Source organism: Pseudonocardia lacus, from assembly GCF_018531445.1.
GTDB lineage: Bacteria > Actinomycetota > Actinomycetes > Mycobacteriales > Pseudonocardiaceae > Pseudonocardia > Pseudonocardia lacus.
This window is the reverse complement of sequence record NZ_JAHDTH010000128.1, coordinates 1-23,684: the sequence shown is the minus strand read 5'-3', so window position 1 is coordinate 23,684 and position 23,684 is coordinate 1. Positions and strand designations below refer to the sequence as shown.

General features: G+C 74.7%; 24 protein-coding genes. 11 read left to right on the top strand and 13 right to left on the bottom strand.

Features of this window, described 5'->3' with window-relative positions; translation table 11 throughout:
• Nucleotides 1-530: 530 nt before the first annotated feature.
• Nucleotides 531-1,256, top strand: coding sequence for an IspD/TarI family cytidylyltransferase (locus tag KIK08_RS24590; protein WP_214405608.1), 726 nt, complete (start codon nucleotides 531-533; stop codon nucleotides 1,254-1,256).
• On the opposite strand, the gene KIK08_RS24585 is transcribed toward KIK08_RS24590, so the two are convergent.
• Nucleotides 1,189-2,976 (bottom strand): monocarboxylic acid transporter, encoded by a 1,788-nt coding sequence (locus KIK08_RS24585; RefSeq protein ID WP_214405607.1) that lies wholly within the window; start codon nucleotides 2,974-2,976, stop codon nucleotides 1,189-1,191. The genes KIK08_RS24590 and KIK08_RS24585 overlap by 68 nt on opposite strands.
• A gap of 263 nt (nucleotides 2,977-3,239) precedes the next feature.
• Between KIK08_RS24585 and KIK08_RS24580 the strand changes: the two genes are divergently transcribed.
• Nucleotides 3,240-3,680 (top strand): hypothetical protein, encoded by a 441-nt coding sequence (locus KIK08_RS24580; protein WP_214405606.1) that lies wholly within the window; start codon nucleotides 3,240-3,242, stop codon nucleotides 3,678-3,680.
• A gap of 10 nt (nucleotides 3,681-3,690) precedes the next feature.
• Here KIK08_RS24580 and KIK08_RS24575 read toward each other — a convergent pair whose 3' ends face one another.
• Nucleotides 3,691-5,235 carry an AMP-binding protein gene (locus tag KIK08_RS24575; protein ID WP_214405605.1) on the bottom strand — a complete coding sequence of 515 codons (1,545 nt, stop codon included), beginning with the start codon at nucleotides 5,233-5,235 and terminating at the stop codon, nucleotides 3,691-3,693.
• Complete coding sequence (locus KIK08_RS24570) at nucleotides 5,232-6,125, bottom strand: amidohydrolase family protein (protein WP_214405604.1); 894 nt, start codon at nucleotides 6,123-6,125, stop codon at nucleotides 5,232-5,234. The genes KIK08_RS24575 and KIK08_RS24570 overlap by 4 nt, the downstream gene beginning before the upstream one ends.
• A gap of 173 nt (nucleotides 6,126-6,298) precedes the next feature.
• Here KIK08_RS24570 and KIK08_RS24565 point away from each other — a divergent pair, with 173 nt between their 5' ends.
• The 3 genes from KIK08_RS24565 to KIK08_RS24555 all read left to right on the top strand — a co-directional run bounded on the left by KIK08_RS24565 (nucleotide 6,299) and on the right by KIK08_RS24555 (nucleotide 9,739).
• Nucleotides 6,299-7,162: an SDR family oxidoreductase gene (locus tag KIK08_RS24565; protein ID WP_214405603.1), complete on the top strand. Its 864-nt coding sequence runs from the start codon at nucleotides 6,299-6,301 to the stop codon at nucleotides 7,160-7,162.
• Between the two features lie 187 nt (nucleotides 7,163-7,349).
• On the top strand, nucleotides 7,350-8,522 hold the full coding sequence (locus KIK08_RS24560; RefSeq protein WP_214405602.1) for a uroporphyrinogen decarboxylase/cobalamine-independent methonine synthase family protein: 1,173 nt from the start codon (nucleotides 7,350-7,352) through the stop codon (nucleotides 8,520-8,522).
• A 149-nt stretch (nucleotides 8,523-8,671) separates the two neighbouring features.
• Entirely contained in the window at nucleotides 8,672-9,739 is a 1,068-nt protein-coding gene (locus tag KIK08_RS24555; protein ID WP_308257853.1) for a fatty acid desaturase family protein, read from the top strand.
• Here the strand turns inward: KIK08_RS24555 and KIK08_RS24550 are convergent.
• The 5 genes from KIK08_RS24550 to KIK08_RS24530 all read right to left on the bottom strand — a co-directional run bounded on the left by KIK08_RS24550 (nucleotide 9,720) and on the right by KIK08_RS24530 (nucleotide 14,232).
• Nucleotides 9,720-10,571: an ATP-grasp domain-containing protein gene (locus KIK08_RS24550; RefSeq protein WP_214405601.1), complete on the bottom strand. Its 852-nt coding sequence runs from the start codon at nucleotides 10,569-10,571 to the stop codon at nucleotides 9,720-9,722. The two genes, KIK08_RS24555 and KIK08_RS24550, sit on opposite strands and share 20 nt — an antisense overlap.
• Nucleotides 10,572-10,621: 50 nt before the next feature.
• Nucleotides 10,622-11,584 (bottom strand): SDR family NAD(P)-dependent oxidoreductase, encoded by a 963-nt coding sequence (locus KIK08_RS24545; RefSeq protein ID WP_214405600.1) that lies wholly within the window; start codon nucleotides 11,582-11,584, stop codon nucleotides 10,622-10,624.
• Nucleotides 11,585-11,627: 43 nt separating this feature from the next.
• A complete protein-coding gene (locus tag KIK08_RS24540; RefSeq protein ID WP_214405599.1) occupies nucleotides 11,628-12,872 on the bottom strand; it encodes a saccharopine dehydrogenase family protein in 1,245 nt (414 codons plus the stop codon).
• A 52-nt stretch (nucleotides 12,873-12,924) separates the two neighbouring features.
• Complete coding sequence (locus tag KIK08_RS24535) at nucleotides 12,925-13,848, bottom strand: 1-phosphofructokinase family hexose kinase (protein WP_214405598.1); 924 nt, start codon at nucleotides 13,846-13,848, stop codon at nucleotides 12,925-12,927.
• Between the two features lie 138 nt (nucleotides 13,849-13,986).
• Nucleotides 13,987-14,232, bottom strand: coding sequence for a DUF6158 family protein (locus KIK08_RS24530; protein ID WP_214405597.1), 246 nt, complete (start codon nucleotides 14,230-14,232; stop codon nucleotides 13,987-13,989).
• A 102-nt stretch (nucleotides 14,233-14,334) separates the two neighbouring features.
• On the opposite strand from KIK08_RS24530, the gene KIK08_RS24525 reads away from it, so the two are divergent.
• The 5 genes from KIK08_RS24525 (at nucleotide 14,335) to KIK08_RS24505 (ending at nucleotide 19,402) form a co-directional block, all read left to right on the top strand.
• On the top strand, nucleotides 14,335-16,128 hold the full coding sequence (locus KIK08_RS24525; RefSeq protein WP_214405596.1) for a thiamine pyrophosphate-requiring protein: 1,794 nt from the start codon (nucleotides 14,335-14,337) through the stop codon (nucleotides 16,126-16,128).
• Between the two features lie 49 nt (nucleotides 16,129-16,177).
• Nucleotides 16,178-17,311: a baeRF2 domain-containing protein gene (locus KIK08_RS24520; RefSeq protein WP_214405595.1), complete on the top strand. Its 1,134-nt coding sequence runs from the start codon at nucleotides 16,178-16,180 to the stop codon at nucleotides 17,309-17,311.
• 93 nt (nucleotides 17,312-17,404) lie between these two features.
• Nucleotides 17,405-17,977 carry a hemerythrin domain-containing protein gene (locus KIK08_RS24515; RefSeq protein WP_214405611.1) on the top strand — a complete coding sequence of 191 codons (573 nt, stop codon included), beginning with the start codon at nucleotides 17,405-17,407 and terminating at the stop codon, nucleotides 17,975-17,977.
• Nucleotides 17,978-17,980: 3 nt separating this feature from the next.
• Nucleotides 17,981-18,811 (top strand): family 1 encapsulin nanocompartment shell protein, encoded by an 831-nt coding sequence (locus KIK08_RS24510; protein WP_214405594.1) that lies wholly within the window; start codon nucleotides 17,981-17,983, stop codon nucleotides 18,809-18,811.
• 9 nt (nucleotides 18,812-18,820) lie between these two features.
• The gene (locus KIK08_RS24505; RefSeq protein WP_308257852.1) at nucleotides 18,821-19,402 is read left to right on the top strand and encodes a UdgX family uracil-DNA binding protein; all 582 of its coding nucleotides are present in this window, start codon (nucleotides 18,821-18,823) and stop codon (nucleotides 19,400-19,402) included.
• Between the two features lie 74 nt (nucleotides 19,403-19,476).
• Here the strand turns inward: KIK08_RS24505 and KIK08_RS24500 are convergent, their stop codons facing one another.
• From KIK08_RS24500 to KIK08_RS24485, 4 genes are all read right to left on the bottom strand, one after another.
• On the bottom strand, nucleotides 19,477-19,851 hold the full coding sequence (locus KIK08_RS24500) for a rhodanese-like domain-containing protein (RefSeq protein WP_214405593.1): 375 nt from the start codon (nucleotides 19,849-19,851) through the stop codon (nucleotides 19,477-19,479).
• Complete coding sequence (locus KIK08_RS24495; RefSeq protein WP_214405592.1) at nucleotides 19,848-20,375, bottom strand: cysteine dioxygenase; 528 nt, start codon at nucleotides 20,373-20,375, stop codon at nucleotides 19,848-19,850. Before KIK08_RS24495 ends, KIK08_RS24500 begins: the two co-directional genes overlap by 4 nt.
• A 220-nt stretch (nucleotides 20,376-20,595) precedes the next feature.
• Nucleotides 20,596-21,321, bottom strand: a complete 726-nt coding sequence (locus tag KIK08_RS24490) for a competence/damage-inducible protein A (protein WP_214405591.1) — start codon at nucleotides 21,319-21,321, stop codon at nucleotides 20,596-20,598.
• A gap of 73 nt (nucleotides 21,322-21,394) precedes the next feature.
• Nucleotides 21,395-21,817: a DUF4396 domain-containing protein gene (locus tag KIK08_RS24485; protein ID WP_214405609.1), complete on the bottom strand. Its 423-nt coding sequence runs from the start codon at nucleotides 21,815-21,817 to the stop codon at nucleotides 21,395-21,397.
• A gap of 219 nt (nucleotides 21,818-22,036) precedes the next feature.
• Between KIK08_RS24485 and KIK08_RS24480 the strand changes: the two genes are divergently transcribed.
• Nucleotides 22,037-22,609 (top strand): rhodanese-like domain-containing protein, encoded by a 573-nt coding sequence (locus KIK08_RS24480; RefSeq protein ID WP_214405590.1) that lies wholly within the window; start codon nucleotides 22,037-22,039, stop codon nucleotides 22,607-22,609.
• A 95-nt stretch (nucleotides 22,610-22,704) separates the two neighbouring features.
• Here KIK08_RS24480 and KIK08_RS24475 read toward each other — a convergent pair.
• Nucleotides 22,705-23,684, bottom strand: a 980-nt coding sequence (locus tag KIK08_RS24475; RefSeq protein ID WP_214405589.1) for an aminotransferase-like domain-containing protein, incomplete at its 5' end; no start/stop codon positions are given.

Below are 23,684 nucleotides of genomic sequence, written 5' to 3'. Positions count from 1 at the left end.
GGTCGCGGGGGGCCGTCCATGACCGGGGCGCGCCGGCCCGCCGGGAGCTGCTCGCGGGGGCCCGTCTGCCGCTCCGGGATGCCGCCGCGCTCGGCGCGCCGGGGCCACGGCGGGCCCGGGGGTGTCCCACCGCCGAACTCCGGGATGGGGTGGCTGTTGCCGTCCACTCCGTCCACCCCCCTGTCCTCGTCAAAGGGCTCCCGCACGGGAGCGCTGCGCGTGGCACTGCACTCGGCTCGACGGTGAGACCCGCCGGAGCCTACTGCGCGTGACCGAACCGGCCGGCGGCACGGCCGTCGCCCGGCCATTTCGGTGGTCCGGGGCCCGTCGTGCGCGCTGTGCCCTCCATCGACGATACGGATCGTCCCGGATGGCTCACGTCAGGCGGTACCCGTACGGGGCCCACCGGATGTCGTACGCCGCCATCGCGCACAGGTGACCTGCGACGTCGTCCGTCGGCGCGGGGAAGTGCCGTCCGCCGACCCTCCGGCGACTTGACGCCCGCGCGGGTCGGCGGTGCACTCCGGCCCATGCAGCAGGGGTGCGGCCGGGCCGCGGCGATCGTCCTGGCCGGGGGCAGCGGCAGCCGGTTCGGCGCGCCGGTGAACAAGGTCTACCTGCCGCTGGCCGGCCGGCCGGTGATCGCCTGGTCGCTGGCCGTCATGGCGGCACATCCGCAGGTCGGGCCGGTGGTGCTGGTGGTGCGCGAGGACGACCGGCGGTCCGCAGCGGAGGCGGTCGCGGCCGCGGGCGCGGCGGAGGTCGAGGTGGTGACCGGGGGCGCGAGCCGGCAGGAGTCGGAGTTGGCGGGTCTTCGCCGACTCGCCGAGCGGATCGCCGACGGGCGGGTCGACGTCGTGCTGGTGCACGACGGCGCGCGCCCGCTGCTGACCCCCGACCTGGTCGACCGCGTGCTGGCCGGAGCGCGCGACACCGGCGGCGCCGTGCCCGGCCTGCCCCGCCACGACCTGGTGGCGGCCGGTCCGGACGGCGCTCCCACCGGCCCGGCGCCCGACGGCCTGGTGGCCGTGCAGACCCCGCAGGGCTTCCGGGCCGTCCCGCTGCTGGCCGCCTACGAGGCGGCCGCGCGGGAGGGCTTCGCCGGCACCGACACGGAGTCGTGCATGGCCCGGTTCGCCCCCGACGTCCCCGTGCGCAGGGTCGACGGCGACGGCCGCAACATCAAGATCACCTACGGTCATGACCTCGAGGTGGCGACCGCGGTGCTGGCGGGGGCGCGCCCCGCCGCCCGCTGACCCGCCCGCCGTGCGGGTCGGTGTCGTGGTCGGCGGTCCACGGCGGCCGTTCGACCGGCTCGAAGCCGACCGGTTCCGAGCCGCCGCGGGCCACGGCCCGGTGCGCGCCCGTGCGGGGCGGGTCGACCGCGCGCGCCCCGGTGATGGCGCGGACCTCCATCTCGGCGAAGCGGCGGTCGGCGTCGGGCGCGCGCTCGCCCAGGAAGGTGCCCAGCACGGCGAGCAGGAACGCCAGCGGCACCGACACCAGGCCGGGGTTCTGCAGCGGGAACCAGTCGAAGTCCGCCTCGGGGAACATGGCCGTCGGCCGGCCGGAGACCGCGGGGGAGAACACGACCAGCGTGGTGGCCGTGATCAGCCCGCCCCACATGCTCAGCAGCAGCCCGGTGGAGTTGAACCGCTTCCAGAAGATCGAGAAGACCAGGGCGGGCAGGTTGGCCGATGCCGCGATGCCGAACACCAGGGTCACCAGGAACGCGGTGTTGAGCCCGTTGGCCACGATGCCGCCGCCGATGGCCAGCAGCCCGACGACCACGGCGGCCCCGCGCGCGACCCGGATCTCCTGGCGCTGGTCGACGCGGCCGCGGCGCAGCACGCCGGCGTAGATGTCGTGGGCGAAGGACGCCGACGCGGTGATGGTCAGCCCGGCCACCACGGCCAGGATGGTGGCGAACGCGACCGCGGCGACCAGCCCCAGCAGCAGTTCCCCGCCGATCCGGTAGGCCAGCAGCGGGATCGCGGCGTTGGTCGCGCCCGGCGCGGCCATGATCGTCTCCGGGCCCAGCAGCGCGCCCGCCCCGAAGCCGATCACGATGATCATGATGAAGAACGTGCCGACCAGCCAGATCGCCCAGACGACCGACCGGCGCACCTCCCGGCCGTTGGCCACGGTGTTGAACCGCATCAGGATGTGCGGCAGGCTCGCCGGCCCGGCCAGCCCGGCGAAGGCCGAGGAGAACTGGTCGATCCCGGCGAGCGGGTTGCCGGCGTAGGTCACCCCGGGCGCCAGCAGGCGTTCGCCCGCCGGGCTGGCCTGCACCGCCGCGCCGAGCACCGCGGAGAAGTTGTAGCCGAACCGGCCCAGCACCCAGGCCGACAGGACCACCGCGACCACCATCAGCAGGCCGGCCTTGATGATCTGCACCCAGGTGGTGCCCTTCATGCCGCCGATCAGCACGTACAGGATCATCAGGATCCCGACGGCGGCGATGGCCGCGCCCTGGCTCAGCCGGTCGGTGTTGGGGATGCCGAGCAGCAGCGCGATCAGCGCGCCCGCCCCCGCCACCTGAGCGATCATGTAGAGGATGGAGATCGTCAGCGTCGAGCCGGCCGCGGCGACGCGCACCCGGCGCTTCGGCGAGCGGAACCCGAGGATGTCGCCCATCGTGAAGCGCCCGGTGTTGCGGCTGGCCTCGGCGATCAGCAGCAGCGCGATCACCCAGCCGATGATGTTGCCGAACGCGTAGCTGGCGCCGTCGTAGCCGTACACCGCCACCGCTCCGGCGATCCCCAGGAAGGACGCCGCGGACAGGTAGTCACCGGCCAGCGCGATCCCGTTCTGGGTGCCGGTGATCTGGTGGTTGCCGGTGTAGTAGTCCGCCGTGGTGCGGTTGCTGCGCGCCGCCTGGAACACGATCACGAGGGTGACCAGGACGAAAGCCCCGAACACCGCGATGTTGATCAATGGGCTGCCGATGGCGGTGCCCTGGCTGGCAGGCATGGTGATCCTTCCGGCCGTGGGATCCGCGACCTTGCGGACCCACGTGGGGGAGCGTTCGGCGCTATGTGCTCACCTCTCTGCCGGGGCAGTCAAGGGAATCCGCGGTCCGGTGGCGGCGGGTAAACGCATGATCGCGCAGTGATGCCGCTCGGTGGTCGTACCCACTGCGCTGAGCAGCCCAGTGCGCACACACCTCGATGCCAGCGCGGGCGAGATGTGCGAACCGGGCCCCGGCGGGCCGCGGTGTCCGTACGATCCCCGCCATGACTTCCCCCGAGCGCACTCCCGCAGATCCGTCGCAGCGGCTGTACCGCCAGCTCCGCCACGACGTGGACGACGTCTACGACCTCCTCGGCGATGTCGATCGCAAGGTGACGACGCTGGCCGCGACGCAGAAACAGCACTCGCGGCGGCTGGAGGAGGTCCAACGGACCTTGGACCGGCACGAGACCCGCTTCGACGAGGTGGGCCGCCGCTTCGACGGCTTGGACCGCCGGTTCGAGGCCGTGGACGCGCGGTTCGACGGCGTGGACGCGCGGTTCGACGGCGTGGACGCGAAGTTCGACGGCGTGGACGCGAGGTTCGACGCCGTGGGCACGAGGTTCGACGTCATGGAGGAGCGGGTGGAGGGCCGGCTGGACGTGCACGGCGCGCAGCTGGCCGAGATCCTGCAGATCCTGCGCGCGGGCCGGCCCACCGACTGAGGCGCCGGCCTCAGCGCAGTTCGCGGCGCAGGATCTTCCCGGTCGGCGACTTCGGGATCCGCTCGACGAACTCCACCGCGCGGACCTTCTTGTACGGCGCCACCCGCTCGGCCACCCACGCCATCAGCGCGTCGGGCTCGATCGGCCGGGCGGCCACCAGGAACGCCTTGGGCGCCTCCCCGCCCTCGGCGTGCGGGATCCCGACGACGGCAGCGTCGAGCACGTCGGGGTGGGTGAGCAGCAGGGCCTCCAACTCGGCCGGCGGCACCTGGTAGCCCTTGTACTTGATCAGCTCCTTGAGCCGGTCGACGATCCAGAAGACCCCGTCGTCGTCGACCCTGGCGATGTCGCCGGTGCGCAGCCAGCCGTCCACCAGCGCCTGCGCGGTCGCCCCCGGGTCGTCCAGGTAGCCGGCCATCACCTGCGGTCCGCGCACCCACAGCTCGCCCGGTTCGCCCGGCGCGGCGTCCGCGCCGGTGGCCGGGTCGACCAGGCGCGCCTCGGTGTCCGGCAGCAGTCGGCCGACCGAGCCGGCCGCGGTGGTGGCGAACTCGTCCTCGGCCACCTGGTGCGTGCCCGGGCTCGCCTCGGTCATCCCGTAGCCCTGCCGGATGGGGAAACCGACCCGCTCCTCGGCCCGCTCGGCCACGGCGACGTCCAGCGGCGCGGCCCCGCAGACCGCGAGCCGCACGGACGAGAGGTCGTAGGAGTCGACGGCGGGCGCGGTGGCCAGCTGCAGCACCACCGGCGGGGCGAGGAACGCCCGGGTCGCCCGGTGCTCCTGCAGCATCCGCAGGTAGGCGTCGAGCCCGAAGCGGGCCAGCGTGACGACCCTGGCCCTGGCGGCCAGCCCGGTGTTGAGGATGATCGTGAACCCGTAGATGTGGAAGAACGGCAGCGACGCCGGCAGCACCTCGTCGGCGCCGACCGGCCAGCCGGCGCGGTTCTGCTCCAGGTTGGCCACCAGGTTGCGGTGGGTGAGCCGCACGCCCTTGGGCAGGCCGGTGGTGCCGCTGGAGAACGGCAGCGCGGCCACCGCCGTGGCCGGGTCGAGCTCGACCGGCGGGGCCGCCAGGCCGCAGTCGCGCAGCTCGGAGAACGGGCGGAAGCCGGGGTGCTCGCCGAGGACGAACCGGTGCGCGACGCCCACCTCGTCGGCCGCGCGGGCGACCGCGTCCGCGGCGGGGACGGCCGCGATGACCACCGACGCGCCCGAGGCGCGCAGGATCTTGGCGATCTCGGCCGCGGTGAACGCCGGGTTGACCGGGGTGACCGCGGCGCCCGCCGAGACGATGCCGTGCACGGCGACCGCGTACGCCGGCTGGTTGTGGCTGACCAGCGCGACCACGTCGCCGGGGCGCACGCCGAGCGCGGCCAGCCCGCCGGCCACGGCGGCCGCGCCCGCGCCCAGCTCGGCGTAGGTGATCGACTCGGTCCGGTCGGCGTCGACGAGGGCGACCCGGTCGTCGCCGTCGGTGGGCTCGCGACCGAGGACGTACCCGGTGAGCGTCAGGTCCGGGACGTCGATGGCGGCCGGCCGGCCCCGGTGGATCATGCCGGCGACGCTCCCAGGCCGAGCACCTTCACCGCGTTCTCCTTGAGAATCTTCGGCCGGACCGTCGGCTTGATCTCCAGCTTCGCGAAGTCGGCCAGCCAGCGGTCCGGGGTGATGAGCGGGTAGTCCGAGCCGAACAGGACCTTGTCCTGCAGCAGCGAGTTGGCGTAGCGGACCAGCTGGGGCGGGAAGTACTTCGGCGACCAGCCGGAGAGGTCGATGTAGACGTTGGGCTTGTGGGTGGCCACCGCCAGCGCCTCGTCCTGCCAGGGGAACGACGGGTGCGCCATGATGATCGTCAGGTGCGGGAAGTCGACCGCCACGTGGTCGAGCAGCATCGGGTTCGACAGCTCCAGCCGGATCCCGCCGCCGCCGGGCAGGCCCGCCCCGATGCCCGTCTGGCCGGTGTGGAACAGCGCCGGCAGGCCGAACTCCTGGGCGACCTCCAGCAGCGGGTAGGCGCTGCGGTCGTTGGGCGCGAAGTCCTGCACGCTGGGGTGGAACTTGATGCCGCGCACGCCGTGGTCCTCGACCAGCCGGCGGAACGCCCTGGCGCCCGCGCGGCCCTTGGCCGGGTCGATGCTGGCGAACGGGATCAGCACGTCGGGGTGCTCGGCGGCACCCTCGGCGATCTCCTCGTTGGAGATGGCGGGGTGGCCGGTGTAGGCCTCGGTGTCCACGGTGAACACGACGGCGCCGATGCGGCGCTCGCGGTAGTGGGCGGCGATCTCGGGCAGCGTCGGGCGCCGGTGGTCGGCGCCGAAGTACTTGGCAGCGGCCTGCGCCTGGTCGTCGGGCAGCGCGAGGTGGCCGTGCAGGTCGACCTCGATGTGCACGTGGACGTCGATCGCCTGCAGTGCCGCGACGTCGAGGCGGCCGTTCTGCTCCATGGGGGTGGTTGTACGCGGCATCGATTGTGAATGTCAATGATTGAGGTTGTCGGGCAATCGGGTGCGCAGGCCCGGCCGAGAGCACTGCTCTTGAAAGGGTCGGGCGCTCGTGGCATAGTCAAGTTCGAGAGCGCTGCTCTTTAACGAGATCGTCGATCTGAACGGAGTACGTCATGGTCGGGCACGACGGCACGATCCTGGTCAGCGGGGCCACCGGCAGCACCGGCTCCGCCCTGGTGGGGGAACTGCTCGCACGCGGCGCCCCGGTCACCGCGATGGTGCGCAACGGCTCGTCGACGGTCCCGGAGGGCGTCCGCACGGCGGTGGCCGACTTCGACGACCCCGCCGCCGTCGCGGCGGCGCTGCGCGGGGTCCGCGCCGCCTACCTGGTCACGCCCTCGTCCGAGCGGGCCCAGGAGCAGCAGGAGCGGTTCGCCGAGGCCGCCGCCGACGCCGGCGTCGAGCACCTGGTGGTGCTGTCGCAGTACGCCGCGGTAACCGACTCGCCGGTGCGGTTCCTGCGCTACCACGCCGCCGTCGAGCGGCGCGTCCGCGAGCTGGGCATCGGCTACACGTTCCTGCGGCCCAACCTGTACTTCCAGGGCCTGTTCGCGATGGCGGACATGATCCGCGAGCAGGGCCGGATGGTCGCCCCGATCGGCGACGCCCGGGTCAGCGCCGTCGACGTGCGCGACATCGCCGCGGTCGCCGCGGTCGCGCTGACCGAGCCCGGCCACGTCGGCCGGTCCTACGAGATCACCGGCCCGGCGGCGGTCACCCACGGGGAGATCGCCGGCGCCGTCTCCGGGGCGGTCCGGCGCCCGGTCGAGTTCGTCGACGTGCCGCCGGAGGCGTTCGCCGCCGCGCTGCGCGGCGTGCTGCCCGACTGGCAGGTCGACGGCCTGCTGGAGGACTACGCCCACTACGCGCGCGGTGAGGCGGCGCGGGTCCACCCGACCGTCGCCGAGGTCACCGGCCGTCCCGCGCGCGACGTGGCCACCTTCGCCCGCGACCACGCTCCGGCGTTCGGCGGCTGAACCGCCCGCTTTCGCGTTGATCTCCCCGTGATCGGCCGGGGAATGGGCTCGTTGACCGTTCCGTAGTCGCGCGACTACTCTCGCCGTCCCATCCCCGGTCCCACCACCACGAACCGGTCGCGAATGCGCATCGCGGCCGGTGTCGAGTGCTGCGCGCCGGGGGATCGTTCCGGAAAGGGGTGTCGTCATGGCTTCCTACGACCCGCGCACGGCCACCGGCGTGCCGACCGAGCCGGTCGGGTCGCTGCCGCGCCCGGCCGCGCTGCAGGCCGCCTACTCCCGCTACGACGCCGGCGAGATCAGCCGCGACGACCTGGAGAAGCAGCAGGAGGCGGCCGTGCGGGACTCGATCGAGCGGTTCGAGGCCACCGGCTCGCCGATCATCTCCGACGGCGAGCAGCGCTGGTCGTCCTTCGCCACCTACCCGATCACCGACACGCTCGGCGGCACCGGGCTGGCGCCCGGGCTGGCCCCGGTGGGCGGGCAGTTCTTCGCGATCTTCGCCGACGGCCACGGCCGGCAGCTGCCACGGCTGGAGAACGGCCCGTTCCGCTACAACCAGTACGCCGCCGACGCGCTGCGCAAGTCGCTGCCCTACGCGCACCGGCCGATGAAGCAGGCGGTCATCTCGCCGTCCATGCTCGCCCTGCTCTACCCGTTGACCGAGCCGGTGCAGGGCTACACCCGCGAGGAATTCGAGGCGACGCTGGTCGACGAGTGCGAGAAGGACGTCCGCGAGGCGTTCGCGGCGGGCGCGGCCCGGGTGTCGATCGACTTCACCGAGGGGCGGCTGGCCACCCGCGAGGACCCGCGCAACCCGTGGACCGGTGCCGGGCTGCTGCCGCACTTCATCGAGCTGATCAACCGGGTGCTGGCCCGGTTCTCTGCCGAGGAGCGGCGCAGCATCGGCGTGCACACCTGCCCCGGCGGCGACCGCGACTCGGTGCACTCGGCCGACGTGCCCTACAACAACCTGCTGGGCACGATGTTCGACATCGACGCCGGCTACTTCCTGATCCAGTTCTCCTCCGAGCGCGACCGCGACCCGGTGCTGGAGTCCATCGGCCGGCACCTGCGCCCGGACGCCGGCGGCGTGGCGCAGATGGCGTACCTGGGCGTGACCAACCCGCTCAACCCGCGGCTGGAATCGCCCCAGGAGATCGCCGACCGGCTGATCCGGGCGGCCAACTTCATCCCCCGCGAGCAGATCGGCTCGACCGACGACTGCGGCTTCTCGCCGTTCTCGATCGACGAGAAGCCCAACCACGGCTCGCCGGACCACGCGCGCGACATCGCGTTCCAGAAGATCTCCGCCCGGGTGGAGGGCTCCCGCCTCGCCGCCGAGAAGCTCGGCCTCTGACCCCGTCGAGAACGAGGTTGTCGTGATCGAAAACGCTTGTTGATCACGACAACTTCGTTCTCGACGGGAGGGGACTGGGGGTCAACCCCACCTGGGGTCGGGGGTCGCCCGGATGACGCTGCGTAGCCGGGCGCAGCAGGCTCGGTCGGGTGACGACACAGACCCTCGACCAGCCCACCGGCAGCGACTTCGCCCGGTTGTCGCGCCGCGTCGCCGACGCCGGGCTGATGGACCGCCGGCCCGGCTACTACGTCCTGCGCTTCGCCCTGCTCGCCGGCTGGCACGCGGCGACGATCACAGCGTTCCTGCTGCTGGGCGACTCCTGGTGGCAGCTGCTGGTGGCGGTCGCGGCGGCGTTCGGCTCCGGGCAGACCGCGTTGCTCGCCCACGACGTGGCGCACCGGCAGGTGTTCCGCACGCGCCGGCCGTCGGCGGTGGTGGGGCGGCTGCTGGGCAACCTCGGGATCGGGATGTCCTACGGGTGGTGGACCGACAAGCACACCCGCCACCACGCCAACCCCAACCACGAGGGGCTCGACCCGGACGTCGAGCCGGGCGCGCTGGTCTGGACCGGCGAGCAGGCGCGCGCCGCGCGGGGGCGGGTGGTCCGCTTCCTGAACCGCCACCAGGCCGCGCTGTTCTTCCCGCTGATCACCTTCGCCGCGGTGGACCTGCGCCGGGCCAGCCTGCAGGCGCTGCTCGGTCGGGACCGCCGGCAGGTGCCGCTGCGCGGGCTGGAGCTGGCGCTGATCGCCGCGCACGTCGCGGTCTACCTGACGGCGCTGTTCCTCGTGCTGCCGGCCGGGCTCGCGGTGGCGTTCCTGGTGCTGCACCAGGCGCTGTTCGGGCTCTACCTGGGATCGGTGTTCGCGCCCAACCACAAGGGCATGCAGATGCCCACCGAGCGGATGGACTTCCTCCGCAAGCAGGTGCTGACCTCGCGCAACGTCCGCGGTGGCGGGCTGACCGACCGGCCCCTGCACGTCGTGATGGGCGGGCTGAACCACCAGATCGAGCACCACCTGTTCCCCAGCATGCCCACGGCGAACCTGCGGGCGGCCCGCGACGTCGTGCGGGGCTACTGCGCCGAGGTCGGCGTCGCCTACCACGAGACGGGGCTGGTCCGGTCGTGGCAGGAGTCGCTGGCCCAGCTGCGCGAGGCCTCGGCCGGAACCGACGAGCTCAACCGCGACGAGCTCAGCCCCGCAGTGCGCTGACCAGCGCCGCCGGGTCGAGGGCGGCGGGCCGGTCGCTGACCTGCCCGTCGCCCAGCTCGACGACCCGCCAGCGGCCGTCCGCGTGGCGGACGACGTCGACGGTCACGAACGGCAGCCCCAGCCCGGCCACGAGCGGGGCCACCTCGGCGAGGTCGGGCCCGGGCCACGGCTCGCCGTGCGGGGCGTCCGGGTGCGGGCCGACGAGCGCGCACCGGCCGTCCACCCACCACGTCCTGGCCTCGGCGGAGGCGAACCGCTCGAAGCGGCGCAGCACGAACCCTCCGCGCACCCCGCCGCCGTACTCCTCGCGCAGCTCGCGGAACCGGGTCGCCACCGCCCACGCCGCGTCGGCGTCGGTCAGGTCGGGCACGAACATCGCCTCCGCCCAGTGGTGCTTCATCGACTTCGTGTGGTCGCGCAACACCGCCGGGCCGGGGGCGAGCGCGAGGCGGGCGGTCTCGAACGCCGCCCGGTCGGTGCCGTCGGTCCAGACCGACTCCGGGGTGACGGCGGCCAGCGCGTCGTACCAGCCGGGCAGCTCGTGGGCGGCCCGGTAGGCGGCCGGATCGGTGCGCAGCCGGACGCCGCGCCCGGCCAGCGCGGCGGCCATCTCGGCGTAGCGCTCGCCGTCGAGCATCCAGCCGCGGTACACGGCGGTCCCCTCGTCGCGGACCCGGGCGACGGCCCGCTCGGCCCGGCCGCCCGCGGCGAGGGCGTCGTGGTCGACCAGGGCGACGGTCAGCCCGAGGTCGCGGGCCGCGGCCGCCTCGGCGGCGAAGTGCTCGTCGGGCCGGCGCGGGCGCAGGCCGTCGGACGGGAACAGCACGATCATCGGGCCAGTCTGGCCGGGCGCTCCCGCCGGGGCAGCCGCGTTTCGCGCGCTCAGTCCCCGCGCACCGGCACCTCGTCGTCGTGCTGGTGCAGCCGACCGGCCGCGGCACGGTCGGTGCGGGTCAGCCGGGCGAACCACCGCGACGGCGGCGTCGCGGTGTGCCCCGGCCGCGGGCCGCCGGAGCCGACGGGTCCCGGCAGCAGCCGGTTGACCAGCGTCAGGGCGCGCAGGGTCGTCGACGGGGCCAGCGCGTGCACGCGGGCACCTACCTTCGCCGGCAGCGTGAGGGTGATCTCGGGGCGGCCCCGCAGCGCGGCCCGCACCAGCCGGCCGGCCGCCTTCTCCGCCGACATCGACAGCCCGGGCAGGCTGTCCGCCACGGTGAACCAGCCGCGTTCGGCCGGGCGGTCGCCGGTGAACAGCGCGTTGCGGGTGGAGCCGGTGCGCATCAGCCCCGGCACCGCGACCGTCACCGAGACGCCGTCGCGCGCGGCCTCCACGCGCAGGCCCTCGGCGAACCCGACGGCGGCGTGCTTGGCGGCGGTGTAGGGCAGCAGGTGCGGCGCGGGCAGCTTGCCGCCGATCGAGGTGATCGCCAGTACCCGGCCGCGGGTGCGGCGCAGCAGCGGCAGCGCGGCCAGCACGGGGTGCACCTGGCCCCAGAACATCGTGTCCATGGCCGCCGCGAACTCCGTCGCGGTCAGTTCCTGGACCGGCCCCACCTGGATGATCCCGGCGTTGACGACGAGCACGTCGAGCCGGCCGAACCGCTGCTGGGCCTGCTCGACGACGCGCCGGGCGTCGTCCTGCACCCCGACGTCGGCGGCCACCTCGTGCACGGTGGCCCCGTGCCCGCGCAGCTCCTCCGCCGCCGGGCCCAGGCCGTCGGCCGAGCGGGCGCAGACGACCAGGTCGTGGCCGCGGTCGGCGAGCTCGCGGGCGATCAGGAAGCCCAGGCCGCGGCTGGCCCCGGTGACCAGGGCGACGGGGCGGTCGGTGGGTGCGTCGGTCATGGCGGGGGAGTGCCCGGTCAGCGGGCCGGCACACCCGCCGGGGTCAGTGGTCGGCGCGGGCGTGCACCGCCGCCTCGTAGGTGTGCCCGGCCGCGCGCAGCCGCTCGACCAGCACGCCGCCCAGCGCGGTGGCGGGGGTCAAGGAGCCCGCCCGGTCGGGCAGCCGGTCGCCGTCCAGGGCCAGGGCCAGCGCGCTCTGCGCGAACATGACGGCGGTGGCCGCGTAGCCGGGGTCGCCCTGCCCCGAGACGATCGCGCGGTAGCGGCGGCGGTCCTCGGTGACCGCGTCGACGACCATGCGGAACCAGCCCTTCTCCCGGACCTCGGCCGACGGGCCGGTGCCCGGGGCGGGCAGCACGCGGTCGAGCAGCGACCGGGTCGGGCCGAACGACAGCGCGCCGAGCGCCCCGACGAGCCCGCCGGTGACCGCGACCGACGCGGCGGCCCCGCCGAGCCCGCGCCCGACGCCCATCACCTCGCCGTAGCGCAGCGAGCGGCCGTAGGCCCAGCCCTGCAGCGCGTTGCTGCGCCGCACGATCCGGGTGTTGTAGGGGGCCATGATGAACGGCGCGGTCCACCGCCCGTCCTCGGTGCGCCCGGGTGGGACGGCGTCGGAGGGCTGGCGGACGGTCGGCTCGGCGTCGCGGTCGGGGCTGAGCGCGAACGGGTCGGCGGCGAGGCGGCGCAGCGCCGGGTCCGAGCGCATCGCCTCGACCTGCCCGCGCAGCGAGGCGATCGTGCCGCCGCTCATGCCACCGCGCACCGTCGCCTCCAGCCGGACGTCGCGCAGCCCGGTGGCGCCGTCGGCGGCGGCCCGCTCGTGCAGCAGCAGCACGGCGAGGTCGGAGGGGACCGAGTCATAGCCGCAGGAGTGCACGATCCGCGCGCCGCTGCGGCGGGCGACCTCGTCGAACTCGTCGATCGCCCGGCGGACGAACAGGATCTCCCCGGTCAGGTCGGCGTAGTGGGTGCCGGCCCCGGCGCAGGCGGCGACCACGGGCATCCCGTACCGCGCGTAGGGCCCCACCGTGGTGGCCAGCACGCGGGTCGACGCGGCGAGCGCGGCCAGCGAGGCGGGGTCGGTGGAGTCGGCCTCCACGACCGCCCAGTCGTGCGCGGCGGCGGGCAGCTCGGCGCGGACCGCCCGCAACTTGGCCGCGGACCGCCCGGCCAGCGCGATGCGCGTGCCCTCCGGGGCTGCGTCAGCCAGGTAGTCGGCAACCAGCCGGCCGACGAAGCCGGAGGCGCCGAACACGGCGATGTCGAAGTCCCGCTCTGCGTCCGCCACCGCTCGATCCTGCACCGCCCAATCCTGGCCCGCCCCGGCCGGTCCCGCAGGCCTACTCCTTCCAGTCGACGAGCTCCACCCGCTCGGCGAGGGTGTCGATGGCGTGGTCGCCGCCGGTGCCCAGGCCCCGGCGCACGACGTTCAGCGCACCGCAGGCCGCGCCGATGCGCAGCGCCTCGCGGACCTCCAGACCCTTGACCAGCGAGGCGACCGTGCCGGCCGTCATCGAGTCGCCCGCCCCGCTGGACTCGGCCGGCTCCAGCGGCGGGAGGCGGATCTCCAGCACGTCGTCGTCGACGAGCGCGAGCGCCGGGTCGGCGGCCCGCGACACGATGACGGTGCCGGCGCCCTCCTCGCGCAGCTTGCGCATGGCCTTCACCAGCTCGGCGGGCTCCCCGCTGTCGACGCGGCCGTCGTCGAGCAGCTCCTCGTGGCTCACCTTGACCAGGAACGGGGAACCCTTGAGCACGGCGTTCAGCCGCTCGCCCGCGAGGTCCACGGCGACCCGGCAGCCGTTGGCCGAGAGGTCGGTGGCCAGCCGGCCGTACAGGTGGGCGGGCACGACCTGGTCGGAGTTCGGTCCGGCCAGCACCGCAGTGCCGTGCGTGATGCCCTCGTGCAGCACCAGCTCGTAGAGCTCGTCCTGCTCGTGGCGGTCCAGCGGACCGCCGGGGGCCTCGACGATCTCGTCGCGCTCCTCGTCGCGGCGGTCGTGCACGTACCCGCCGTTGCGGGTGGACGTGGTGACCCGGCGCAGCTCGACGCCCTCCGCGGGCAGCAGGTGCGCCAGCAGGTCGCCGGTCTCGCCGCCGAGCGCGGCGCACATGACCACCGGCACGCCCAGCGTGGAGATCATCCGGGCCTGCCACACGCCCTGCCCGCCGGCGTGGACGTGGATGTCGGGGGTCCCGCCGCGGTCCTCGATGGTGACCGTGACCAGGGGGGACGGGTTGAACACTACGACGGAGGGCGGCATGTCCGGTTCGTACCCGATGGAGGGGAAGCGCACTCCTGTCGGGGATGGTCGACACCGACGGCCGGGGCGGGGCGTCGTGCACCCGGCCGCCGGGGGTCCACAGGGGCGCCCGCAGCCTCGCTCGCGACGACGAGCAGGTCAGCCGGCGCCGGTCGTCCTGGCCCTCGCGCCCTCGCGCGTGCGCCCCGGGTCGGGGGCGCCATCGGCCGGGAACCGGCGCAGGAACTCCTGCTCGGTCGCCAGCATGCGCGCGGTGTGCGTCTCCAGCGCCGACTCCGAACCGCCGGTCACCACGTCGTGGCGGGTGTCGTGCAGGTGCTGCATCTCGCGGCGCAGGTCGTCGTCGGCGAGGTCACGGGGCGGAACGCCTTCTGCTCTGCTCACCATGGCCTGCGACTACCCCGTTGCGCCGGGATCCACGCCTGCCGTGTCCGCGTCCCCCTACCGGGTAGACGGTTGGGGACGACGAGGGAAGAGGTGCCAGGGATGGCGGCGACGGTCGGCGACTTCGTGCTGCAGCGGCTGCGGGAGTGGGGTGTCGAGCAGGTCTTCGGCTACCCCGGCGACGGGATCAACGGCCTGGTGGTCGCGTTCGGCGAGGCCGACGACCGGCCGCGGTTCATCCAGTCACGCCACGAGGAGATGTCGGCGTTCCAGGCCGTGGGCTACGCGAAGTTCTCCGGGCGGGTCGGGGTGTGCATGGCGACGTCGGGGCCGGGGGCGATCCACCTGCTCAACGGCCTCTACGACGCCAAGGCCGACCACGTGCCGGTGGTGGCGATCGTCGGGCAGACCGAGCGCTCGGCGATGGGCGGCGCCTACCAGCAGGAGGTCGACCTGCAGGCGCTGTTCAAGGACGCGGCCAGCGACTACCTGGTCGAGGTGAACGTCCCGGAGCAGCTGCCCAACGCGCTCGACCGGGCGTTCCGCACGGCGCTGGCCCGCCGCGCGCCCACCGCCGTGATCATTCCCAGTGACCTGCAGACCGAGGAGTACAGCCCGCCGCGCCACGAGTTCAAGCAGGTGCCGTCGAGCCCGCCCGGGTTCGTCGCCTCCGCCCCGGTGCCCGGGGAGGCCGGGCTGCGGGCCGCGGCCGAGGTGCTCAACGCCGGGCAGCGGGTGGCGATCCTGGTCGGGCAGGGCGCGCGGGGTGCCGCCACCGAGGTCGAGCGGGTCGCCGACGTGCTCGGGGCCGGGGTGGCCAAGGCGCTGCTGGGCAAGGACGTGCTGTCCGACGAGCTGCCGTTCGTCACCGGCTCGATCGGCCTGCTGGGCACCCGGCCCAGCTACGAGCTCATGGAGGGCTGCGACACGCTGCTGATCGTCGGCTCGAACTTCCCCTACAGCCAGTTCCTGCCCGAGTTCGGTCGGGCGCGGGCGGTGCAGATCGACCTCGACGGCGCCCTCATCGGCATGCGCTACCCGACCGAGGTCAACCTGGTCGGCGACGCGCGGGCCACGCTGCGGGCGCTGCTGCCGCTGCTGTCCGGCCCCACCGACCGCGCGTGGCGCGAGAAGATCGAGTCCAGTGTCGCCTCCTGGTGGGGGACGCTGGAGCGGCAGGCCATGCTCGACGCGAAGCCGGTCAACCCGATGCGGATCGTCTGGGAGCTCTCCGCGCGCCTGCCCGACAACGCGATCGTGACCTCGGACTCCGGGTCGTCGGCCGACTGGTACGGCCGGTTCCTGCGGATGCGCGAGGGCGTGCGGGGCTCCCTGTCGGGCACGCTGGCCAGCATGGGCGCGGCCGTGCCGTACGCGATCGGCGCCAAGTTCGCCCACCCCGACCGCCCGGCGATCGCGCTCACCGGCGACGGCGCCATGCAGATGAACGGCCTCGCCGAGCTGCTGACGATCGCCCGCTACGCCGACCGCTGGAGCGACCCGCGCTGCGTCGTCTGCGTGCTGCACAACAACGACCTGACCCAGGTCACCTGGGAGCTGCGGGCGATGGGCGGGGCGCCGAAGTTCGAGCCGTCGCAGACCCTGCCCGACGTCTCCTACGCCGACTTCGCCCGCGGGCTCGGGCTGGAGGCGATCACCGTCACCGAACCCGGCCAGCTGGGCCCGGCCTGGGACGCCGCGCTGGCCGCCGACCGGCCAGCGGTGCTCGACGTGCACTGCGACCCGGACGTGCCGCCGATCCCGCCGCACGCCACGGTCGACCAGGCCAAGTCGATGCTGGAGGCCGTGCTGAAGCGCGACCCGGCCGCCGCCCACCTGGTGTGGCAGGGCGCGAAGACGAAGCTGCAGGAGCTGCTGCCGCGGCGCCGGCGCTGAAGCCCGGTCGTGGCGGTTCGCGGTCGGCTCGCGGGGTAGGCCCCATTGCGTGGACCTTCGATTCGTGCGGGACCTGACCGAGAAGCCCGGACCGTTCGCGACCGCCTACCTGGACGCGTCGCACGACACCGAGGACGCCGCCCACGCCGGCGGGCTGCGCTGGGCGGGCGCTCGCGGCGAGCTGGCCGAGCAGGGGGCCGACGAGGCCACCCTGGCCGCGCTGGAGGCCGCCGCCACGCGCGACGACCCGCCGGTCGGTCGCGCCGGGCGCGTGCTGGTGGCCGCCGGCGGGCAGGTGCTGCTCGACCGGCTGGTGCCCGAGCCGCCCGCGTCGGCGAGGGTGCGCTGGGGCTCCGTGCCCGACCTGGTGCCGCTGCTGGTCGACCAGGGCGAGCCGGTGACCGCGGTGGTCGCGCGCATCGACGACACGGGCGGGGAGATCCTGCTGGCCCGCCCGGGATCCGATCCGGAGCCGGTCGGCGGGAAGGTCGACGCCGACCCGGCCGGCCCGGTCCACAAGGTCCGCGGCGGCGGGTGGCACCACCTGAAGATGCAGCACCGGGTCGAGGAGACCTGGCGGCGCAACACCGCCGCCGTCGCCGAGCGGATCGACACCCTGGTGTCGGAGACGGCGGCCGGCGTCGTGGTGATCGCCGGGGAGACGCAGTCGCGCTCGCGGCTGCGCGGCGCCCTCGGCGAGCGCTCGTCCGGGATCGCCGTGGAGGTCGAGCACAGCACCGCAGCCGGGTCCGACGAGCTGGAGGAGGCGGTGGAGGCCGCGGTCCGCGACGTCGTCGACGAGCGGCGGCACGCCGCCCTGGAGCAGCTCGACCAGGCGCTCGGACGGCCGGACGGGCTCGCCGTGCACGGCGTCGAGCCGGTGCTGGCCGCCCTGCGGGCCACCGCGGTGGAGACGCTGTTCCTCGACGGCGGCGTCGCCCGCGCGGGCCGGGTGTGGGTCGGCGAGGCGCCCACCGCGGTCGCCACCCGGGAGGACGAGCTGCGTGCCATGGGCGCGGAGCCGGTGCAGCAGCTGGACGTGGACGACGCGCTGCTGCGTGCGGCCGCGGCGTCCGATGCGGCCTTCGTGCCGCTCGGCGGGGGGCGCAGCGGGTTCGTCGGCCGCCCCGTCGACGACGGGGTCGCGGCGGTCCTGCGGTTCCCGCTGCCGCCCGGCGCCTGATCGTCGGGCGCGTCCCGCCCGCGGGTGCGCGACGATCCGCACCACCCGTGCCAAGGTGGGGCCGGAACGATCGCCGACGACGGGCGGGTGCGCATGGCCGACATCACCGACGTGATCCTCGACGAGCACGAGTGGTTCCGCCGCCAGTTCGCGGCGCTGGACCGCCTGCAGGGCCAGGACCCGCTCGACGTGGAGGCGGTGCGCGCGGTGTGGCAGCCGCTGGCCGACCACCTCGACGTGCACGCGATCGCCGAGGAGCGGATCTTCTACCCGCAGCTGCTGCGCTTCGGCGACGACCCGCAGGACGAGACGCTCGACGCCATCGGCGACCACAACGACATCCGCGATGGCGTGCACGAGGCCGGCCGGTACCCCGTCGGCACCGCCGAGTGGTGGGCGGCGGTCGGCAGGGCCCGCGCCGCCAACGACGAGCACATGGGCGAGGAGGAGCGCGAGGGCCTGTCGGACTTCCGGCAGCACGCGCCGTCGGGGCTGCGCGAGGCGCTCGGCGTGCAGTTCACCGAGTTCCTCGCCGCGCACCGCACGACCGCCGGCCTGGACACCTCGGACAAGGACCCGCAGGGCTACGTGCGAGCGGTGGAACGCGAGATCGGCTCGGACCCGAGCGACGGGTCGCTGGGCATCGGAAGCCTGAGGGGGCGCTGAACCATGGCCGTGTCCGACCACCTGCTGCGCGACCTGGCGCCGATCCCGTCCCGGGCCTGGAAGGAGATCGACGACGAGGCCCGCGCCCGGCTGACCCCGCTGCTGGCGGCCCGCCGGGTCGTCGACTACTCCGACGGCGGCGGCTGGGGGGCCGACTCGCTGAGCCTGGGCCGCACCGACGACCTGCCCTCGCCGCCCGACGGGGTGCCCGGCGACCAGGTGCGGCTGCGCCGGCGGCGCGTGGCGCCGCTGGCCGAGGTGCGCGTCCCCTTCACGGTCGACCGCTCCGCGATCGAGGACATCGAGCGCGGTGACCCGGCCGCCGACCTGGCCGACCTGGAGCGCGCGGCGCGGCTGGCCGCCGAGGTCGAGAACCGGGCGGTCTTCCACGGCTGGGGCGCGGCCGGGATCACCGGCATCGCCGACTCCTCTCCGTACCCGGCGGTCGGGCTGGGCACCGAGCCCACGGCCTACGCCGGGATCGTCGCCCGCGCCGCCGACACCCTGCGCTGCCGCGGGATCGAGGGCCCCTACACGCTGGTCATCGGGCCGGAGGGCTACACCCGGATCGTGGAGACCACCGAGCACGGCGGCTTCCTGCTCGTCGACCACCTGGCCCGGATCACCGGGGGCCGGGTGGTGTGGGCGCCGGGGGTCCGGGGCGCGGTGCTGCTCAGCGAGCGCGGCGGCGACTTCGTGCTGCGGGTCGGGCAGGACCTCTCGGTCGGCTACGTCGACCACGACGCCGACACCGTGCGGCTCTACCTGGAGGAGACCTTCACCTTCCGGGTCCTGGAACCGGACGCGGCGGTTGCGCTGAGCGCAGCCGGGTAGCCCCTGCCGGTGCTGACGCTGGAGGAGTTGCGCGAGCGGGCCCGCTCCTGCACCCGGTGCCCGCTGCACGAGCCGGCGACCCGGACCGTGTTCGGCCAGGGGCGGGCAGGGGCCTGGTTGATGCTGGTCGGGGAGCAGCCCGGCGACCAGGAGGACCGCAAGGGCGAGCCGTTCGTCGGTCCCGCCGGCCGAGTGCTCGACGAGGCGCTGGAGCGGGCCGGCATCGCCCGCGACGACGTCTACGTGACCAACGCGGTCAAGCACTTCCGCTTCGAGCGCGACGGCAAGCGCCGCATCCACAAGACCCCGGGCGTCACCCACGTCCGGGCGTGCCGGCCCTGGCTGGACGGCGAGCTGGCGGCGGTGCGCCCGGCAGTGGTCGGCACGCTGGGCGCCACCGCGGCGAAGGCCCTGCTGGGCTCGCAGTTCCGGATCACCTCAGAGCGCGGGAAGGTGCTGGAGTTCGAGGGCCGACCGCTGGTGGCGACGGTGCACCCGTCGTCGATCCTGCGCGGGCCGGCCGAGGCCCGTGAAGAGGCGCTGACCGCGATGGTCGACGACCTGGCGGTGGTCGCCGGGCTCCGCGCCTGACCGTCGAGAACGACGTTGTCGTGATGGTGGACCGGTCCACGCGACAACGGGTTCGTTCTCGACGGGAGGCGGGGTCAGGCGGTCGGCAACCCGGCGGCGGCCCAGGCCCGGAAGCCGCCGTCGACGTCGGTGGCCCGGTGCAGCCCGAGGTCCTGCAGGGACGCGGCGGCCAGGCTGGAGCTGTAGCCCTCCGAGCAGAACAGGATCCACTCGACGTCGTGGTCGACGGCCTCGGGTATGCGCGCGTCGCTGCTGGGGTCGAGCCGCCACTCCAGGTGGTTGCGCTCGATGACGAGCGCGCCGGGCAGCTCGCCCTCCTGCTCGCGCTGCCACTGGGGGCGGGTGTCCACCAGGTGGGCACCCCGCTCGGCGCGCTCGGCGGCCTCCCGCGGACCGATCCGGTCCAGGCGGGCGCGCGCGGCGGCCAGCAGGTCCGCGACCGTGGTCATCCGACACCCTCCGGGCGGCCCGGGCCGGTCACGACGGTGCGGGTGCGGCGCAGGACCGAACCCGCGCCGTCGGACCGGGCGTCCGGGGCGTAGTAGGACATCCGCGTCAACGGCGGGGAGTACGCGTGCACGCTGACCGCGGCCTGCGCATCCGGGTTGCTCACCTCGTGCACGTAGCCGCGGCCGAACCCGACCGACCGCCCGGCCCCGATCCGCCGCCCGGCCAGCGCGTGCCGGCCGGGGACCCACCGGTCCTCGGTGAGCCCGCCGCGGACCACGGTGAGCGCGCCCAGCGAGTCGCCGTGGTCGTGCAGCTCGGCGAACTGCTCGGTCGACCAGGTGATGAGCCACACGTCCACCGCGTCGTCGCTGCGGAGCAGGTTGTACCAGCGCTGCTCGGGGTCGACGACGACGCGGTGGCGCCCGGCGCGCACCTCGGCGGCGTAGCGGCGGGTCAGCTCGGTGAGCGCGCGCAGGCCGAGCAGGGCAGGGGCGAACGGGGACGCGACGGCGTGCGGGGACACGGGACGGCTCCAGTGCGGATCGGAACGGACGAGCGGGCGCGGGTGCGTCAGCTCGCCGGACAGCACTGGTCGAAGTGGTGCGCGCGACGGGGTCCCCAGATGTCTCCCAGGAACCACTTCGGCGTCACGCCGAGATGGAATCACACGGTGTCGGCGCCGCGCCAACGCGTCCCAGCGGCAGGGACGTCCCGCCGCTTTGTCCGGACAATTCGGCCGGCGCTCACTCCTCGTGCAGCACGACCGCCAACCGGGCCACGGCCTCGTCGACGCGGGCCCGGTCGTGGCCGCGCACCACGACCTCCACGGCGAACCGGTCGTCGTTGCGGAACGGGTAGCTGCCGATGCTCAGGTCGGGGTGCTCGCGGGCGAACTCGGCCAGCGCCGCCGCGAAGAACGCCTCGCCGCGCTCGACCACGACGCTGCCCGACACGGTGGGCGTCCCGCCCGGCAGCGTCGGCACCAGCACGGCGACCATCGCCGCGAAGATGCTCGGGACGCCGGCCATCACGTGCACGTTGCCGATGCTGAACCCGGGCGCACCGGAGAGCTCGTTGCCGATCAGCACGGCGCCGTCGGGGATGCGGGCCATCCGCAGGATGCCCTCGGACATCGGGATGCCCCGCTCGCGCACGCGCTCCTCGAGCAGGGCGCGGGCGTCGTCGCGGACGCCGATCGGCACGTCGAAGGCCGCGGCGATGCTGTCGGCGGTGATGTCGTCGTGGGTGGGGCCGATGCCGCCGGAGGTGAAGACCTGGTCGTAGGTGGTGCGCAGGGACCGCACGGCGCCCACGATCGCGTCGCGGTCGTCGCGGATCACCCGCACCTCCACGAGGTCGATGCCGGCGCCGGCGAGGGCGAGGGCCAGCACCTGGACGTTGGCGTCGCGGGTGCGGCCGGAGAGGATCTCGTCGCCGATGACGAGGAACGCGGCGGTGGGGTTCGGCACGCCCGAGAGCGTAAGCCGATCACCACCGCCGCGGCGCCTCGGCGGTGCGGGTCGGTGCGGGTCGGTACTGGTGTCAGTGGTGGTAGCGGTGCACGACGGCGTGGCCCTTGCCGCGCCGGATCAGCGCCCGGTTGACCGGCACCGTCACCACGAACGCGACCGCCAGCGCCGCCGCGAGCGAGGCCCAGAACAGCACCGAGTCCAGCCCGGCGTCCATCGCGCCCGGGACGAGCACCAGCACGAGGTTGTCGACGATCTCCATCACCGTGATGGAGAGCGTGTCCGCGGCCAGCGCGACGCCGAGGGCGGCGGCGAGCCCGAGCCCGGCGCGCAGCAGCGGCACCATCGTGAACGAGTAGCCGAAGACGAACGCCAGCGCGATGGCCAGCGCGATGGTCGGCAGGGTGTCCCAGCCGAGCGCGGTGCCGATCACGACGCCCAGCACCTCCCCGATGGCGCAGCCGGTGAGGCAGTGCAGGGTCGCGCTGATCGCCATCCTGGTCAGTTCGCGCCCGCCGGGGTCGGTCGCGGCCGCGTCGTGGTGTCCGCTGTGGTCGGCCATGGTGGCCTCCTCTCGTCGTCCGACGACCCCAACAAGGTACCCCCTAGGGGTATTGCGGGTCGAGCGGGAATTCACCGCATCGGAGCAGCGTTGGTGCCGCCCGCTCGCCGGACAGTGGTGGGCGCGACCCCCACAACGTGAGGAGCAGGCCGGATGACCACTACGGCGCAGGTGCACCCGGCCGACCTCCGCGAACGGCTGGCCTCCACCGAACCGCCCCGGCTGGTCGACGTCCGCACCCCGGCCGAGTTCGAGACCGCGCACATCCCCGGCGCCGTCAACATCCCCCTCGACGTGCTGCGCGCCCACGCCGCCGAGCTGAGCGGCTCGATCGGCCCCGGCGCCGTGCTCGTCTGCGCCACCGGCCCGCGCGCCGAGCGGGCCGGGCGCGTCCTGGCCGGCGCGGGCGTCGTCGACGCCCTCGTCCTCACCCGCGGCATGACCGGCTGGGCGGCGGCCGGCGGTCGGGTCGAGCGGGGCCGCCAGGTCTGGGCCCTGGACCGGCAGGTCCGGTTCACCGCCGGTCTGCTGGTCCTGCTGGGCCTGCTGGGCGGCCTGCTGGTGCCGGGCCTGCAGTGGTTCTCCGCGCTGATCGCCGGGGCCCTCGTGGTCACCGCGCTGGTGGGCATCTGCCCGATGGCCGACCTGCTGGCCCGCATGCCCTGGAACAGGGGAGCGGCACCGGTCGACCTCGATCGGGTCACCGCCGCGCTCGCCGGCCGCTGACGCACGTCTTCGCAGGGGCGGTCTGGTCGGCGCAGAGTGCACAGCACCTGCGAGGACTACGGGGACTCTGCGAAGACGGTGTCGATCACGCCCCGTTAACGGCCCCGAGGGGCCGCGGTCAGCGCCGCCCGCAGCGCGTCCAGCGCCCCCGACCAGGCGCTCGCCGACGGCGTCGCGTAGCCGACGACCAGCGCGTCCGGGTGCGGCGCGGCGTCGGGATGGCGGTAGTGGCCGATGCCGGGGACGGCGAGCCCGCGCCGGGCCGCGGCCCGCACGACCGCGTCCTCGGTGCCCGCCGGCAGCTCGACGACGGCGTGCAGGCCGGCGTCCAGCCCGGTCACCCGCGCGCCTGCCGAGGCCACCGCGGAGGCCAGCTGGTCGCGGCGGCGGCGGTAGGCCGCGCGCATCGCCCGCACGTGGCGGTCGTAGGCGCCGGAGGTGAGCAGGTCGGCCAGTACCAGCTGGTCGACGGCGCCGCAGGTGGGCTCCGCGTCGCCCTTGCGCCGCTCCACCTCGGGCACCAGCCGCTCCGGCAGCACCACCCAGCCCAGCCGCAGGCCGGGGGCCAGCGACTTGCTGGTCGTGCCGAGGTGGACCACGTGCTCGGGGTCGAGGCCCTGCAGCGCGCCGACCGGCTGGCGGTCGTAGCGGAACTCGCCGTCGTAGTCGTCCTCCAGGACGAACCCGCCGCACCCGCGGGCCCAGTCGACGGCGGCGGCGCGGCGGTGGGGGTCGAGCGCGACGCCGGTCGGGAACTGGTGGGCGGCGGTCAGCAGCACCGCGCCGACGCCGTCCAGGCCGGGGAGGTCGGTGGTGCGCGCGCCGCGCTCGTCCACGGGCAGGGCAGGCGTGCGCAGACCGGCCTCGGCCAGCACCTCGCGGTGGCGCGCGAGGCCGTGCGACTCGACCGCGACCGCGCGCACCCGCCGGGCCCGCAGGACCGGCCCCAGCAGGGTCAGGGCGTGCCCGAACCCGGAGCAGACCACGATCCGCTCGGGCCCGGCCCGCACGCCGCGGGCCCGGGCGAGGTAGTCGGCCAGCGCCGCGCGCAGCTGCGCCAGCCCGCGCGGGTCCC

Coding starts and splice junctions, on each gene's coding strand:
- KIK08_RS24590 (WP_214405608.1), top strand. CDS start 531: ATGCAGCAGGGGTGCGGCCGGGCCGCGGCGATCGTCCTGGCCGGGGGC.
- KIK08_RS24585 (WP_214405607.1), bottom strand. CDS start 2,976: ATGCCTGCCAGCCAGGGCACCGCCATCGGCAGCCCATTGATCAACATC.
- KIK08_RS24580 (WP_214405606.1), top strand. CDS start 3,240: ATGACTTCCCCCGAGCGCACTCCCGCAGATCCGTCGCAGCGGCTGTAC.
- KIK08_RS24575 (WP_214405605.1), bottom strand. CDS start 5,235: ATGATCCACCGGGGCCGGCCGGCCGCCATCGACGTCCCGGACCTGACG.
- KIK08_RS24570 (WP_214405604.1), bottom strand. CDS start 6,125: ATGGAGCAGAACGGCCGCCTCGACGTCGCGGCACTGCAGGCGATCGAC.
- KIK08_RS24565 (WP_214405603.1), top strand. CDS start 6,299: ATGGTCGGGCACGACGGCACGATCCTGGTCAGCGGGGCCACCGGCAGC.
- KIK08_RS24560 (WP_214405602.1), top strand. CDS start 7,350: ATGGCTTCCTACGACCCGCGCACGGCCACCGGCGTGCCGACCGAGCCG.
- KIK08_RS24550 (WP_214405601.1), bottom strand. CDS start 10,571: ATGATCGTGCTGTTCCCGTCCGACGGCCTGCGCCCGCGCCGGCCCGAC.
- KIK08_RS24545 (WP_214405600.1), bottom strand. CDS start 11,584: ATGACCGACGCACCCACCGACCGCCCCGTCGCCCTGGTCACCGGGGCC.
- KIK08_RS24535 (WP_214405598.1), bottom strand. CDS start 13,848: ATGCCGCCCTCCGTCGTAGTGTTCAACCCGTCCCCCCTGGTCACGGTC.
- KIK08_RS24525 (WP_214405596.1), top strand. CDS start 14,335: ATGGCGGCGACGGTCGGCGACTTCGTGCTGCAGCGGCTGCGGGAGTGG.
- KIK08_RS24515 (WP_214405611.1), top strand. CDS start 17,405: ATGGCCGACATCACCGACGTGATCCTCGACGAGCACGAGTGGTTCCGC.
- KIK08_RS24510 (WP_214405594.1), top strand. CDS start 17,981: ATGGCCGTGTCCGACCACCTGCTGCGCGACCTGGCGCCGATCCCGTCC.
- KIK08_RS24500 (WP_214405593.1), bottom strand. CDS start 19,851: ATGACCACGGTCGCGGACCTGCTGGCCGCCGCGCGCGCCCGCCTGGAC.
- KIK08_RS24485 (WP_214405609.1), bottom strand. CDS start 21,817: ATGGCGATCAGCGCGACCCTGCACTGCCTCACCGGCTGCGCCATCGGG.
- KIK08_RS24480 (WP_214405590.1), top strand. CDS start 22,037: ATGACCACTACGGCGCAGGTGCACCCGGCCGACCTCCGCGAACGGCTG.